Annotated in this window: 13 protein-coding genes; 6 read left to right on the top strand and 7 right to left on the bottom strand. The window is 67.8% G+C overall.

Features of this window, described 5'->3' with window-relative positions; genetic code table 11:
• Nucleotides 1–5: 5 nt before the first annotated feature.
• Nucleotides 6–2210, bottom strand: a complete 2205-nt coding sequence (locus AC1KAR_RS18070; protein ID WP_480320205.1) for a penicillin-binding protein 1A — start codon at nt 2208–2210, stop codon at nt 6–8.
• An 83-nt stretch (nt 2211–2293) separates the two neighbouring features.
• Between AC1KAR_RS18070 and AC1KAR_RS18065 the strand changes: the two genes are divergently transcribed.
• A complete protein-coding gene (locus tag AC1KAR_RS18065) occupies nt 2294–4174 on the top strand; it encodes an ABC transporter ATP-binding protein (RefSeq protein ID WP_480320203.1) in 1881 nt (626 codons plus the stop codon).
• Between the two features lie 173 nt (nt 4175–4347).
• Here the strand turns inward: AC1KAR_RS18065 and AC1KAR_RS18060 are convergent, their stop codons facing one another.
• Genes AC1KAR_RS18060 through AC1KAR_RS18050 form a run of 3 tightly spaced genes read right to left on the bottom strand, consistent with a single transcriptional unit; the run spans nt 4348 to nt 5955 of the window.
• Entirely contained in the window at nt 4348–4797 is a 450-nt protein-coding gene (locus AC1KAR_RS18060; RefSeq protein WP_480320201.1) for an FKBP-type peptidyl-prolyl cis-trans isomerase, read from the bottom strand.
• A 39-nt stretch (nt 4798–4836) separates the two neighbouring features.
• A complete protein-coding gene (locus AC1KAR_RS18055; RefSeq protein ID WP_480320199.1) occupies nt 4837–5385 on the bottom strand; it encodes a methylated-DNA--[protein]-cysteine S-methyltransferase in 549 nt (182 codons plus the stop codon).
• 27 nt (nt 5386–5412) lie between these two features.
• On the bottom strand, nt 5413–5955 hold the full coding sequence (locus tag AC1KAR_RS18050; RefSeq protein WP_480320197.1) for an MOSC domain-containing protein: 543 nt from the start codon (nt 5953–5955) through the stop codon (nt 5413–5415).
• A 20-nt stretch (nt 5956–5975) separates the two neighbouring features.
• Between AC1KAR_RS18050 and AC1KAR_RS18045 the strand changes: the two genes are divergently transcribed.
• Nucleotides 5976–6926 carry a tRNA dihydrouridine synthase gene (locus tag AC1KAR_RS18045; protein ID WP_480320194.1) on the top strand — a complete coding sequence of 317 codons (951 nt, stop codon included), beginning with the start codon at nt 5976–5978 and terminating at the stop codon, nt 6924–6926.
• Between the two features lie 36 nt (nt 6927–6962).
• On the opposite strand, the gene AC1KAR_RS18040 is transcribed toward AC1KAR_RS18045, so the two are convergent.
• Nucleotides 6963–7934 carry a Bug family tripartite tricarboxylate transporter substrate binding protein gene (locus AC1KAR_RS18040; protein WP_480320192.1) on the bottom strand — a complete coding sequence of 324 codons (972 nt, stop codon included), beginning with the start codon at nt 7932–7934 and terminating at the stop codon, nt 6963–6965.
• Between the two features lie 73 nt (nt 7935–8007).
• Nucleotides 8008–8640, bottom strand: a complete 633-nt coding sequence (locus AC1KAR_RS18035) for a DsbA family protein (protein WP_480320190.1) — start codon at nt 8638–8640, stop codon at nt 8008–8010.
• Between the two features lie 74 nt (nt 8641–8714).
• Between AC1KAR_RS18035 and AC1KAR_RS18030 the strand changes: the two genes are divergently transcribed.
• From AC1KAR_RS18030 to ylqF, 4 genes are all read left to right on the top strand, one after another.
• Nucleotides 8715–8939 carry a hypothetical protein gene (locus AC1KAR_RS18030; RefSeq protein ID WP_480320188.1) on the top strand — a complete coding sequence of 75 codons (225 nt, stop codon included), beginning with the start codon at nt 8715–8717 and terminating at the stop codon, nt 8937–8939.
• 148 nt (nt 8940–9087) lie between these two features.
• On the top strand, nt 9088–10059 hold the full coding sequence (locus AC1KAR_RS18025; RefSeq protein ID WP_480320186.1) for a hypothetical protein: 972 nt from the start codon (nt 9088–9090) through the stop codon (nt 10057–10059).
• A 213-nt stretch (nt 10060–10272) separates the two neighbouring features.
• Complete coding sequence (locus AC1KAR_RS18020) at nt 10273–10494, top strand: hypothetical protein (RefSeq protein ID WP_480320184.1); 222 nt, start codon at nt 10273–10275, stop codon at nt 10492–10494.
• Nucleotides 10495–10576: 82 nt separating this feature from the next.
• Complete coding sequence (gene ylqF / locus AC1KAR_RS18015; RefSeq protein WP_480320182.1) at nt 10577–11509, top strand: ribosome biogenesis GTPase YlqF; 933 nt, start codon at nt 10577–10579, stop codon at nt 11507–11509.
• Between the two features lie 38 nt (nt 11510–11547).
• Here the strand turns inward: ylqF and AC1KAR_RS18010 are convergent, their stop codons facing one another.
• Nucleotides 11548–13326, bottom strand: coding sequence for a glutamine--tRNA ligase/YqeY domain fusion protein (locus AC1KAR_RS18010; RefSeq protein WP_480320180.1), 1779 nt, complete (start codon nt 13324–13326; stop codon nt 11548–11550).
• Between the last annotated feature and the right edge of the window lie 167 nt (nt 13327–13493).

The following is a 13493-nucleotide window of genomic DNA, read 5'->3' as shown; positions in this document are numbered from 1 at the left end:
GGCCCTCAGGGGCTGGCGGGCGGGTTGGCCACGTCGACCCATTCGCCGTTGACCTGCTCCAGCCCGGGCGGTGCCTCGGCCTCGTGCACGGGAACGCCTTGCAGCGCGGTTTTCATGTAGTCGATCCACACCGGCAGCGCGAGGGCGCTGCCTGAGGCGCGCTCGCCCAGGCTGCGTGGCGTGTCATAGCCCATCCACACGGCCGCCGCGACGCTGGGCTGGAAGCCCGCGAACCAGGCGTCGACCGCATCGTTGGTGGTGCCGGTCTTGCCGTAGATGTCGGGTCGCTTGAGTTGCGCCTGCGCACGGGCCGCCGTGCCCGAGCGCGTCACTTCCTGCAGCAGCGTGTTGGTGAGGAAGGCATTTCGGGCCGGGATCACGCGGTCCACTTCGGCCGGAGTTGCAGGCACGGCTTCGAACAGCACCGCGCCATGCGCGTTGGTGATGCGATCGATCATGACCGGCTTCACGTGGTGGCCACCATTGGCCAGCACAGCGTAGGCGGACGCAAGCTGCATCGGCGTGGTCGCGCCGGCACCCAGAGCGAGCGTGAGGTCGGCCGGCTGCCGCTCGGGCTCGAAGCCGAAACGTGCGGCCCACTGGCGCGCGGCGTCCGGCCCCAGCAGCTGCACGAGGCGGATGGTGACGAGGTTCTTCGAGCGCGCCAGCGCATCGCGCAGGGTCATGGGGCCGTCGTACTGGTCGTCGGAGTTCTTCGGGTTCCACTCTGGGTCCTTGCCGTCGGTGTCGGGTGGCAAGGGCGCGTCGTTGACCAAGGTTCCGGGCATCACGCCGTTCTCGATGGCCGCCGAGTAGATGAAGGGTTTGAAGCTCGACCCGGGCTGCCGCCACGCCTGCGTGGCGTGGTTGAACTGGTTGCGGCCGAAATCGAAGCCGCCCACCAGCGCGCGCACGCGACCGCCCGCCGGTTCGAGCGCCACGAGCGCGCCCTGCGCTTCGGGCCATTGCGTGATCGACCACCGGGCGCCGTCCTGCACGGTGCGGATCACGGCGCCGCGCGCAATTCGCAGCTCTGCCCTGGCGCGGGGCTGCAGCGCAGCTTGCACCTGCCTCAGGCCGTCGCCGCTGATGCGGGCGACCTCGCCGCTCGACAAGGTGGCCACCACCTCGCGCGGGCTCGCCTCGGTGACGAGCGCCACACGCAGCATCTCGTCGTCGGTATGGTCGGCGAGGGCCTGGGCCACGGCCGGGTCGCCGGCCACGGCATCGCGCGGGATGTCTTCGTTGTCCTCCGGGCCGCGGTAGGGCTGGCGGCGCTCGTGATCGACCAGGCCCTTGCGCAGGGCGTCGTACGCGGCCTGCTGGTCGGCGGCGCGCAGCGTGGTGGTGACCTTCAGCCCCAGGGCGTAGGCCGCCTCGCCGTACTGCGCGTACACCGTGCGACGCACGGCCTCGGCCACGTACTCGGCATGCACGGGTGCATCGGTGCGGCGCACCAGATGCAGCGGTTCGGACTTGGCGGTGTCGTACTGCTTCTGGGTGATGGCGCCCGTGTTGCGCATGCGTTCCAGCACCACCAGCTGGCGCTTGCGCGCCCGGTCGTAGTTCGTCACGGGGTTCGCGTAGCGCGGGTTCTGCGGCAGGCCGGCGAGCATGGCGCTTTCGGCCACTGAGAGCAGGCGCAGCGGCTTGCCGAAGTAGGACTGCGCCGCGGCCTCGAAGCCGTACGAGCGCTGGCCCATGTAAATCTGGTTCATGTAGAGCTCGAGGATCTGGTCCTTGCTCAAGCGGCGCTCGATCTTCAGCGCCAGCAGCGCCTCGCGCAGCTTGCGCGCATACGACTTCTGCTTGGTCAGGTAGAAGTTGCGCGCCACCTGCTGCGTGATGGTCGAGCCCCCCTGGCTGCGCGCGTGCCACAGGTTGGCGATCGCCGCGCGCAGCGTGGCTTTCACGCTCACCCCTGAGTGGTCGCGGAATCCGGTGTCTTCGATCGCGAGGATGGCGTCCTGGATCAGCCGGGGCGTGTGCGTGATCGGCAGGTAGTAGCGGCGCTCGCTGCCGAACTCGCCGATCTCGACGCCCTCACGCGTGAACACGCGCAGCGGCTGGCGCGGGCGGTAGTCGACCAGCATGTCGATCTCGGGCAGATCGTCGTACAGCGCAGCGAGCGTGGCGCTTGCTGCAAGCAGCGCGATCAGCGCGGCGCCGGCCAGCGCGAGCAGGGTGTATCGGAGAGTCGGGCGGTACATCAGGGCCTATCGGTGGACGGCCATTATCGTGAAGCGCCATCCGCTAACCTTCCGGGCTTCGATCTCGTTTCCAGGGGCTTTTCTTGTTCCGATTCTTCGAACGGCTGGTTCACCCATTTCCGGACGACGCGCCCGCGTCGCCGCCGGGCTCGCTGCTCGCCTTCCTGTGGGCCGGCACGCGCGGCATGCGGCCGTGGCTGCTGGGCATGACGCTGCTGTCGGCGGCGATCGGCGCCTTCGAGGCCTACCTGTTCGGGATGATGGGCAGCATCGTCGACTGGCTCTCGCACACGCCGCCGGCCGAGTTGTGGTCGCGCGAGCGTGAATCGCTGCTGTGGCTCTTGGGCATCCTGGTGCTGAGCATCGGGCTGGTGGGCCTGCAGACGGCGTTCAAGCACCTCACGCTCGGCGGCCACTTCCCGATGCTGCTGCGCTGGAACTTCCACCGCCTGATGCTCAGCCAGAGCATGAGCTTCTATCAGGACGAGTTTGCGGGCCGCGTGGCCACCAAGGTCATGCAGACCGCCCTGGCGGTGCGCGATGCCTGGTTCATCGGCGCCGATCTGATGGTCTTCGTCATCATCTACTTCGTGACGCTGCTCACGGTACTCGGTGGCTTCGCGTTGTGGATGCTGGCGCCGATCTTCGTGTGGCTCGCGCTGTACATCGGCGTGCTGTGCTACTTCGTGCCGCGCATGGCGCATGTGGCCAAGAACCAGGCCGATGCGCGCTCGCTCATGACCGGGCGCATCACCGACGCCTACACCAACATCGCAACCGTCAAGCTGTTCTCGCACGCTGGCCGCGAAGCCGCCTACGCACGCGGTGCGATGGAGGAGTTTCTCGGCACGGTGAAGCAGCAGATGCGCATGGTGGCCGGCTTCGAGCTCGCGAACCAGGTGTTGTCGGTGATCCTGATCGCGGGCACCGCCGGAGCGGCGCTGTGGCTGTGGACGCTCGGCCAGGTGGGCGTGGGCGCGGTGGCGGCCGGCACGGCGATGGCGTTGCGCCTGAACGGCATCTCGCACTGGGTGATGTGGGAGATGGCGTCGCTGTTCGAGCACATCGGCACCGTACAGGACGGGATCATCACGCTGTCGAAGCACCGCACAGTGCTCGACCGGCCCGATGCCATGCCGATTGCCGTCACCCGCGGCGATGTGCGGTTCGAAGCTATCGACTTCGCCTACGGCGCCAAGGGGTCCGCCGCGCGCAAGGTCATCGACGGTCTCTCGCTGCACATCCGCCCCGGCGAGAAGATCGGCCTCGTGGGCCGCTCGGGTGCCGGCAAGTCGACGATCGTGAACCTGCTGCTGCGCTTCTACGATGTGGATGCCGGCCGCATCGTGATCGACGGCCAGGACATCGCTGGCGTCACCCAGGACAGCCTGCGCGCCCAGATCGGCATGGTCACGCAAGACACGTCGCTCCTGCACCGCTCGGTGCGCGACAACATCCTGTACGGGCGGCCCTCGGCCGACGAGGCCGAGATGCTGGCAGCCGCCAGGCGCGCCGAGGCGCATGAGTTCGTGGCCGGCCTGGCCGATGCGAAGGGCCGCACCGGGTATGACGCCCATGTGGGCGAGCGGGGCGTCAAGCTCTCGGGTGGCCAGCGCCAGCGCATCGCGATCGCACGGGTGATGCTGAAGGACGCGCCCATCCTGCTGCTGGACGAAGCCACCAGCGCGCTCGACTCCGAGGTGGAGACCGCCATCCAGGCGAGCCTGTACTCGCTGATGGAAGGCAAGACCGTGGTGGCCATTGCGCACCGGCTGAGCACCATCGCCGCGATGGACCGGCTGGTGGTGCTCGACAAGGGCCGCATCGTCGAGATGGGCGACCACCGCAGCCTGCTGGCGCAGGGTGGTTTGTATGCGCGCCTGTGGGCGCACCAGAGCGGTGGTTTCCTCGGTGAAGAAGCCGAGGACGACGACGAGCCGGAGTTGCAGCCCGTCGCCGGTTGACTGGAGGCTTAGGGCAACGCTGAACAAGTCCCTCGCGAACGGCGCATCCTCGTTTTGGGCGGTCTGCGGCGTTGCAAATGCTCGCGATACCTGCGGGTATCGCTGTGCTTTGCGCCTTGCAGCCCATCCCAAACCGAGGCGCGCCGCCTCGCGGGGACTTATTCAGCGTTGCCTTAGCGCTTCGGCGAGATGTCGAGCAACTCGACTTCGAACAGCAGCGTGGCATTCGGCGGGATCACGCCGCCACCGGCGCCGCGTTCACCGTAGGCGATGGACGCCGGGCATACCAGCTTGGCCTTGCCGCCGACCTTCATCATCTGCACGCCTTCGGTCCAGCACTTGATGACGCCATTGAGCGGGAACGAGATCGGCTGGCCGCGCTTGTAGGAGCTGTCGAACTCCTTGCCGTCGGGGAAGGTGCCGCGGTAGTGCACCTTCACGGTGTCGGTCGCGCTCGGGCTCGCGCCGGTGCCGTCTTTCAGGGAGCGGTAGACGAGGCCGCTCTTGGTGGTGACGGCGCCGGCCTCTTGCGCAGCGGGGGCGCTGGCCTGCGCGTGGGCGCCGGTTGCGGCCCAGGTGCCAAGCAGGGCGAAGGCCAGGGCAGGGGTCAGGCGTGCTTTCAAGGGTGTCTCCTTTGGTTTGGTGTCGAATCGAGGGCGATCCTAGAACAGCCCAGGGTGGGGCCCGAACTGAGCCTGCTCGATCAGCAGGATGCGCAGCTTGGTCGATACGCCGCCGCCGGCCGAGAACCCACCCGAGCGGCCGTCTGCCGCCAGCACGCGGTGGCAGGGCACGATCACGGCAAACGGATTGGCGCCCAGCGCCTGGCCCACTGCACGCGAGGCATGGGGTTCACCCATCTCGGCGGCGATCTGGCCGTACGTGCGTGTCTGGCCGGCGAGGATCTCGCGCGTGATCTCGTACACGCGGCGATGGAAGGGCGCAATGCCGTCGTAGTCGATCTGCACTTGGCGCAGGTCGATCGGCTGGCCTTGCAGCAGCGCGACGATTCCGTCGAGCGCGCCTTGAACCTCGCGCGGCGGCTTGGCCCGCGGCAGCGGCTGGCCGCGGCGGAACATGCGGCGCAGGGTGCCGGCGTCATCAGGCTCGGGCAACTGGAAGGCGCTGATGCCGTTCGGCCCCCAGGCAATGCCGCAGCGGCCGATGGCGGTGTCGAAAAGCGTGCAGGCAGTTTCGAGGGCAGGACTCATGGCGCAGCACCCCGGGTTCGGCGGCCGTCAGACGCGTTCGAGCTCACGGTGCGGGTGTGCTGGCAATGCGGTGCGGATCGAGTCGCCCGGGCGAACGCCGCCGCCTTCGATCACGATCCCCATGACGCCGGCCTTGCGCAGCAGTTTGCCCTCGGGGGTGCGCCCGAGCACCGCCGCCATCAGGCCGGGCTGATACCGATCGAGCTGCTCGCAGGGGTTGCGCAGGCCGGTGAGCTCGACGACAGCCGAGTCGCCGATGTGCAGACGCGTGCCGACGGGCAGTGCCAGCAGGTCGATGCCGCGCGTGGTGATGTTCTCGCCAATCTGAGCGGGCTCGATCGTAAAGCCCTGTTCTGCCAGTTCTTCGAACAGCTCGGCATGCACGAGGTGCACCTGGCGCAGGTTGGGTTGGGTCGGATCGCGTGCCACGCGTGACCGGTGCTTCACGGTCACGCCGCAGTGCGCATCGCCCTCGACGCCCAGGCCGGCCAAGAGCGTGATCTGCGAGGTGGTGTTCTTCGAGAAGCTGTGCTCAGCACTCAGGCTGACGGAGGCGACTTGGGGTTCCATGGCGTCGGAGAATACCCGCCATGACGCAACTGCTCCTCGCGCCGATGGAAGGCCTGCTCGACCACATGCTGCGCGACGTGCTCACGCGTGTGGGCGGAATCGATCGTTGCGTGTCCGAGTTCATCCGCGTCACCGGCACCCTGCTGCCGGATCGCGCCTTCCTGCGCATCGTGCCCGAGCTGCGCCATGGGGGGCGCACGCCCTCGGGCGTGCCGGTGCGGGCGCAATTGATGGGCTCCGACCCGGTCTGCCTGGCCGAGAACGCCGCCAAGCTGGCTGCGCTCGGGCCGGCGGGCATCGACCTCAACTTCGGCTGCCCGGCCAAGGTCGTCAACCGGCACGGTGGCGGCGCCGCCTTGTTGGTCGACCCGCCCTTGCTGCACACCCTGATGGCTGCGGTGCGGCGCGCCGTGCCGTCGGGCATGCCGGTGTCGGCCAAGATGCGGCTCGGCTTCCACGACGACTCCCTCGCGCTCGAGTGCGCGCAGGCGCTGCACCGCGGGGGCGCCGAAGAGATCGTGGTGCACGCGCGCACGCGGTCCGACGGCTACCGGCCGCCTGCGTACTGGGACCGCATCCAGCAGATCCGCGAGGCCCTGCCGATCCCGGTCATTGCCAACGGCGAGATCTGGAACGCCGACGACGCCGAGCGTTGCCGGCAGGCGTCGGGCTGCGACGCGCTGATGCTCGGGCGTGGCATGGTCAGCGACCCCGGTCTGGCGCTCGCCATCGCAGCGCCGGATCGCGCACCGCTGCCCTGGCAAGAGGTGCTGCCGTTGATGCATGCGTTCTGGGAGGAGGTCCGCCTTCACCTCGTGCCGCGGCACCAGGCCGGGCGCATCAAGCAGTGGCTCAACTACCTGCGGCGCCGTTACCCGGAGGCTGCCGAGGCCTACATGGAGCTGCGCACCGTGAACGACCCGCAACTCATCGGCGCATGGATCGCGCAGAGGTGCAGGCCGACCGAGTGAGTGTTTGGCGGCGGGGCTGCTCCGTGCCGCGCTGGCTCACGCGGGCTGGATCTTGGCGTCGTGCACGACCTTGCCCCAGCGCCGAGATTCACTGCGGATCACCGCCGCGAAGTCTTGCGGCGAGCCGCCTGCTACCTCGTTGCCCTGGTCGATGATCGCCTGGCGCAGCTCGCTGTCTTGCAGCGCCTGGTTGGCCGTGCGGTTCAGCAGTTTCACGACGTCGGACGGCACGCCCCTGGGCGCCACGATGCCTTGCCAGTTCGTCACTTCGACAGCCGGGTAGCCGCTCTCGGCCATGGTGGGCAGGTCGGGGTAGAGGGGGGAGCGGGTCTTGCTGGTGATTGCCAGCGCGCGCAACCGGCCTCGCTTGAGAGAACGCGAGGCCGAGTACATCTGCTCGAACATCAGGTCGACCTGCCCGTTCATCAGATCGCTGCTGCCCGCGGCGCCGCTGTTGTAGGGCACGTGCGTCAACTCGATGCCCGCTACATGCTGGAACAGCGCACCGCTCAAGTGGTGCGTGCCGCCCACGCCGCCAGATGCGTAGCTGAGCGTGCCGGGCTGCGCCCGTGCGGCGTCGACGATGTCCTTGACCGACCGATAGGGCGAGTCGCTTCGCACCATCAGCACGAGCGGGCCGCGCTCGATGAGCATGATCGGCGTCAGGTCGGTCGCCGGGTTGAACTGGAGCTTGTCGAACAGGGCATGGTTCACCGCCAGCGGCGCGAAGTTGCCCATGCCGATCGTGTAGCCGTCCGGCCTGGCACGGGTGATCGTCTCGGTGCCGATGTTGCCGCCTGCGCCGGCCTGGTTCTCGACGACGATGCTCTGGCCGAGCAGGCCCTGCATCACGCGCGCGATCTGGCGGGAGCGGGTGTCGGCGTTGCCGCCTGCGGCATAGGGGCAGATCCAAGTGATGGGGCTGCTCGGGTAGTTTTCGCGCGCCAGAGTCAGGCTCGGCAGCAGCGCAGCCGCACCGGCTGTCTTGAGGAAGATGCGGCGTTTCATGGCGAAGGCTCCACGGGCGCGGGTTTGAACGCCGCCGAGCGTATCCGAGGCCGGGCTGCGCAGGGCGGCCGGGTCAGTGCGGGGCGGCTGCGCTGCCAAGCCGTTCACGCAATTCGGCGATTGGCATGTAGCCCTGGCAGACCAGGTGCAAGTGGTCGCCGTGTTCCGCGATGAGGGCCGGGAAGCCCCTGATGCCCCACTGCTGCGACTGCTGGAAGTCGGCCAGGGTGGCGTCACGCATCTCCTGCGAAGCGAAGGCCTTGGCGAAGTCGACACGCGTGATGCCCAGCGCCTCGGCGACATCGGCCAACGCTTCGGGCTTCGTCACGTCCTTGGCTTCGGCATAGAAGGCATGCTGCACGGCCTTGAGATAGCGCCACACCACGCGCGGCCAGTGCGTGCGAACGGTGATGACGGCGCGGCTTGCGGGTTCGGTGTCGTACACGAAGCCGGGGATGTGCAGCGAGGTATTGGGCGCCTGCGCGAACGGCTGACCACTCGCCTCGGCCACATGGTGCCAATGGCCGGCGATCTCGGTGGCGCGCTCCGGCGACAGGGTTTCGGTGGTGAACGGGCGCAGGCCGCCCATCACGAGGGCAAGTTGCAGGGGCGCGGCGGGCCCGGGTTGGGCGAGCAGTTCGTCGAGCGTCTTGGCAAAGCCGTAGCACCACGAGCACATCGGGTCGGCGACATAGATGAGGTTCATGGGGCGATGCTAGCCGGGCTTGCGTATTGAGATAGTCTCAGGGCTTCCGTAGACCAATTTCGCCAGGAGCTGGCTTGAAGACTTTCCAGATCGAGCTGCAAAAGATCAAGGCCATGAGCAACCGCAACGGGCTCGTCGAGGCCCGGATCGATGCGCTCGTGCTTCCCAAGAACGCCCGCGGCGACGAAGAGCCCGGCACCACGCTGAGCATGGACGAGGCCACGGCACGTGTGCTGCTGTTGCTGCTGAAGCAGCAACTGGCCGAGTTCGATGGCCGCAAGGCACGCAGCCAGCGCTGAGCGGGTGAAATCGGCTTGGCTGTTGGCTGCCCGCCGCACGGTGTAAGCAGCGGTGTCCGTGACCCCTGGCTGGCCGGCGGTGCCGGCTGGGCGAGCGGTTGCCCCCCACTTTCGGGCCGCGCCACAATGCGAGACCGAAACCTGATCGATGCCCAAGCTCACCGCCCCCACCAAGACGCCCGCCGGCGTCGACGAACTCCGCCAGCGCACGCGCGGGCTGGGTCAGCGCTACCGCACCGTCTTGTTGCTGGTCGATGGCCGCCGTTCGCTTGGCGACGTGCTGACCATGGCGCTCAAGGCCGGCGCACAGACCAGCCACTTCGAAGAGCTGGTGCGCATGGGGCTGGTCGAGATCCCTGACGACGCCCAGGCGGCCGAGCCGGTCGAGACCATGCCTGGCGCGCTCGACACCCCCCGTCTGACGAGCGTCGACGTCGACGTCTACCCCGAACCCGCACTGACGCCCATGGGCGACCTGCTGCCGGAAGACGAAGACGAGGCCGTCGACACCGCGCCACCCTTGCCGGCTTCGGAAGAGGCCTTCGACGAAGAAGATGCGCAAAGCGTCGCTGCGATCGCCGAGGTGGTGATGGCGCCCACCGCATCGGCTGCCGTTGCGGCAGTGGTCGAGCCCACACCCGATCCAACCCCAAGACCGACACGCCCGCCGATGGTTGCCGCGGCGGCACCCTCGATGCTCGCACCGGCTCCCGCCGTGCCACGCTACGTGCCGCCGGTGATCGAGATCAACGACACGCCGCGCGCGCCGGAATGGGTGAACCAGGCCCGCGCCACGCCTTTCAAGGTGGCAGACCATGCGCGGCCCGCCCCGAAGCTGACCGATGAGCAGCGCCTGCAGCAGGCGCGCGATCTCCTGGTCGACACCGTGCGGCGCGACTCGCTCTTCGCGACCTTCTCGCTCGGCCGCGTGCGCAGCGCGGCTACGCACAAGGAGCTGATCAAGCTCGTCTGGGAGCTCGAGCGCGACCGCGCGCACGCGCGGCGCAGCCGGGATCAACTGCTCAACCTGCAGCGTGCGCGCGAGCTGCTCGGCATGGGCAATACGCTCGTCGCCGGCGACAGCCAGCCCGGCGGCGGGCCCTCCGAATCCGAGTACTGAGTCACGGCGTGCCTCGATTGCCGACGCGTGATGCCCCGAATGAGGGGCGTCGGATGGTCGGAAGTCACATGAATTGTGTCGGGCGAATTCCTACATTTGGCTCATCCACTTTTCGACATCGCGCAGAGGCAGTCGCTTAGGGACACGGAGCTCGCCGGCTCCTAAGCTTCTCTCACGTTGTCATCACGGCCATAGCAGCAGGAGTTCGTTGCCATGAGTACCAACAGTTCTTCCTTGCAGATCTCAGCCAACTACGAGTTGCGCTTCCAATCGCTCTTTCACGAGGGGCGTGCGTTGAGCTTCCCTTGCGATGCCTGCGGGCAGGTGCAGCTCGACGCGCTGAGCGACCGGGCCCGCCACAACTACCTGTACGCCCGCGCGGTGGTTGGCCGGGAGTACGCGGCGCCTGCCGTTCAGTTGAGTGATCTGCACTGACTTTTGTTGTTGACGGCCGGCCCACGGCCCTCTGAGACAATCCGCGCGGCGGCAGGCCGCCGTTTCAGAGGAGCGATCGACAGTGCCGATCCAGTGGTTTCCTGGTCACATGCATCTCACGCGCCAGGCAATAGCCGAGCGCATCAAGGAGATAGACGTCGTCATCGAGCTTCTCGATGCCCGCTTGCCAGGCTCCAGCGCCAACCCCCTGCTGGCTGAGCTCACCGGCAAGCGCCCGAAGCTCAAGCTGCTGAACAAGCAAGACCTCGCCGACTCGGCGCGCACCGCCGAGTGGCTGACCCACTACAACGCATTGCCTGAAACCCGCGCCATCGCGCTCGATGCCTCTGAAACTGCACCCGCGCAGCGCCTGGTGGACGCCAGTCGATCATTGGCGCCCTTGCGCGGCGGCATGGCCAAGCCGCTTCGGGTGCTGATTTGCGGCATCCCGAACGTGGGCAAGTCCACGCTGATCAACACCCTGACCGGCAAGAAGGCCACCAAGACGGGTGACGAGGCGGGCATCACCAAGACCGAACAGCGCATCGCGCTGGCGAGCGATGTCTACCTCTTCGACACGCCCGGCATGCTGTGGCCGCGCATCATCGTGGACAAGAGCGGCTACAACCTGGCCGCGAGCGGTGCTGTCGGGCGCAATGCCTATGACGAAGAGGAAGTCGCGCTCGAACTGCTGAACTACCTCAAGCAGCACTACGCCCAGAGCTTGGCCGATCGCTATCGCGTGGACGCCGCAGGCAGCCTGACCGACGAAGACCTTCTGGCCGACATCGGCCGAAAGCGCGGCGCGTTGCAAAGTGGTGGGCGCGTGAACCTGCAAAAGGCGGCGGAGATCGTGATGTTCGACTTCCGCGCCGGGCACCTTGGGCGTGTGACGCTCGAAACGCCCGAAGAGTTCTCCACCTGGCTGGCCGCAGGGCTGCTCGCCGACGCGAAGCGCCAGGAGCGAAAGCAGGAGCGACGGGGCAAACGCAGGGCATCAGAACCCGAGGACTGATCCTCGGGGCCGTGGCCACCCGGCTCACGCCCCGGGGTTTACTTGGCGGTCCAGGTGTCCTTGAGCGTGGTGGCGCGGTTGAACACCAGCTTGCCCGGAGCGTGATCGAGCCGGTCGGCCACGAAATAGCCGTGGCGCTCGAACTGGAACCGATCTTCGGCGCGGGCCTGCGCCAGGCTCGGTTCCACATAGCCCGACACCACCTTCTTGCTGTTCGGGTTGAGGGCTGCCAGGAAGTCGGCGCCACCCGCGTCGGGCTGCGCGGCGGTGAAGAGCCGGTCGTACAGCCGGATCTCGGCCGGGATGCCGGTGGCCACGCTGACCCAGGTGATCACGCCCTTGACCTTGACCGAATCCGCGCCCGGCGTGCCGCTCTTGGTGTCCGGCACGATCTTGGCGAGCACCGCCGTCACTTCACCGGCGTCGTTCTTCTCCGCACCCACGCACTCGACGACGTAGCCGTACTTGAGGCGCGCCTTGTTGCCGGGATAGAGGCGGTGGTAGCCCTTGGGCGGCACTTCCATGAAGTCTTCGCGCTCGATCCACACCTCGTTGGTGAGGGTGAACTGGCGCTGGCCGCGCTCGGGGTGGCCTGGGTGCACAGGCGCGTGGCAGGGCTCGCCGTGGGTTGCCGTGCCGAACACGTCGGCAAAGTTGACGAGCTTGAGCTTCAGCGGATCGAGCACCGCGCAGGCACGGGCTGCCTTGGGGTCGAGGTCGTCGCGCAGGGCGATCTCGAGCGAGCTGTAGTCGAGCCACCCACCCGACTTGCTCACGCCGCTTCGCTCGGCCAGCAGTTGCAGGCTTTCGGGCGTGTAGCCACGGCGGCGCAGGCCGACGATGGTGGGCATGCGCGGGTCGTCCCAGCCGTTCACGTGCTTCTCGTCGACCAGTTGCTTCAGCTTGCGCTTGCTGGTGACGATGTAGGTGATGTTGAGCCGCGCAAACTCGTACTGGTGCGGGCGCGGCTGCGCCAGCAGGCCGAGTTCGCACAGCTTGTCGAGCAGCCAGTCGTAGAACGGGCGCTGGTCTTCGAACTCCAGCGTGCAGATGCTATGGGTGACCTGTTCCAGCGCGTCTTCGATCGGGTGCGCGAAGGTGTACATCGGGTAGATGCACCAGGTGTCGCCGGTGTTGTGGTGCGTGGCGCGCTTGATGCGATAGAGGGCCGGGTCGCGCAGGTTGATGTTCGGCGAGGCCATGTCGATCTTGGCGCGCAACACAGCCGCGCCGTCGGCGAGCAAGCCGCCGCGCATCTCGCGAAAGCGCGCCAGGTTCTCGGCCGGCGTGCGCGTGCGGAACGGGCTGTCGGTGCCGGGCGTGGCGAAGTCGCCGCGGTTGGCGCGCATCTCGTCGGCGGTTTGCTCGTCGACATACGCGAGGCCCGCGCCGATGAGCGCCTCGGCCGCGCGGTACATGAAGTCGAAATAGTTGCTCGCGTAGAACAGGTGCGAGGTGCCGTTCGCCTGCCAGTCGAAGCCCAGCCACTTCACCGCATCGAGGATGGAGTCGACGTACTCCTGTTCTTCCTTCTCGGGGTTGGTGTCGTCGAAGCGCATGTGGCACACGCCTGCGTAGTCGCGCGCCAGACCGAAATTCAGGCAGATGCTCTTGGCATGGCCGATGTGCAGGTAGCCATTTGGCTCGGGTGGGAAGCGCGTGCGGATGCGCGCGGCATCGAGCGGCCCGGCGGCATGGTGCGCGGCATCACCCGGCGTGCCGGCGAAACGGCGGCCTGCATAGGTGCCCTGAGCGATGTCGCGCTCGATGATCTGCCGCAGGAAGTTGCTGGGGGAGTGGGCTTTGTCGTCGCTCATGCAAGGCGCTTCGAATCAGGGGATTGGCTGGAGAAAACCAGCGCGGGCGATTGTAGTGGGCGCCCTTTGCGCAAGCGGGCTGCGGGGTCGGCGTGACGGTTTGCACACAGGCGCCGTGTCCGGCATCGCCACCCCCCTCGGCCGCAGGGGCGCCGCCTCTGGCCCGC

The organism is Piscinibacter sp. PDB1-1 (assembly GCF_056675995.1).
Note: the sequence above shows the minus strand (reverse complement) of the source record. Positions and strands in the feature narration are given on the sequence as shown.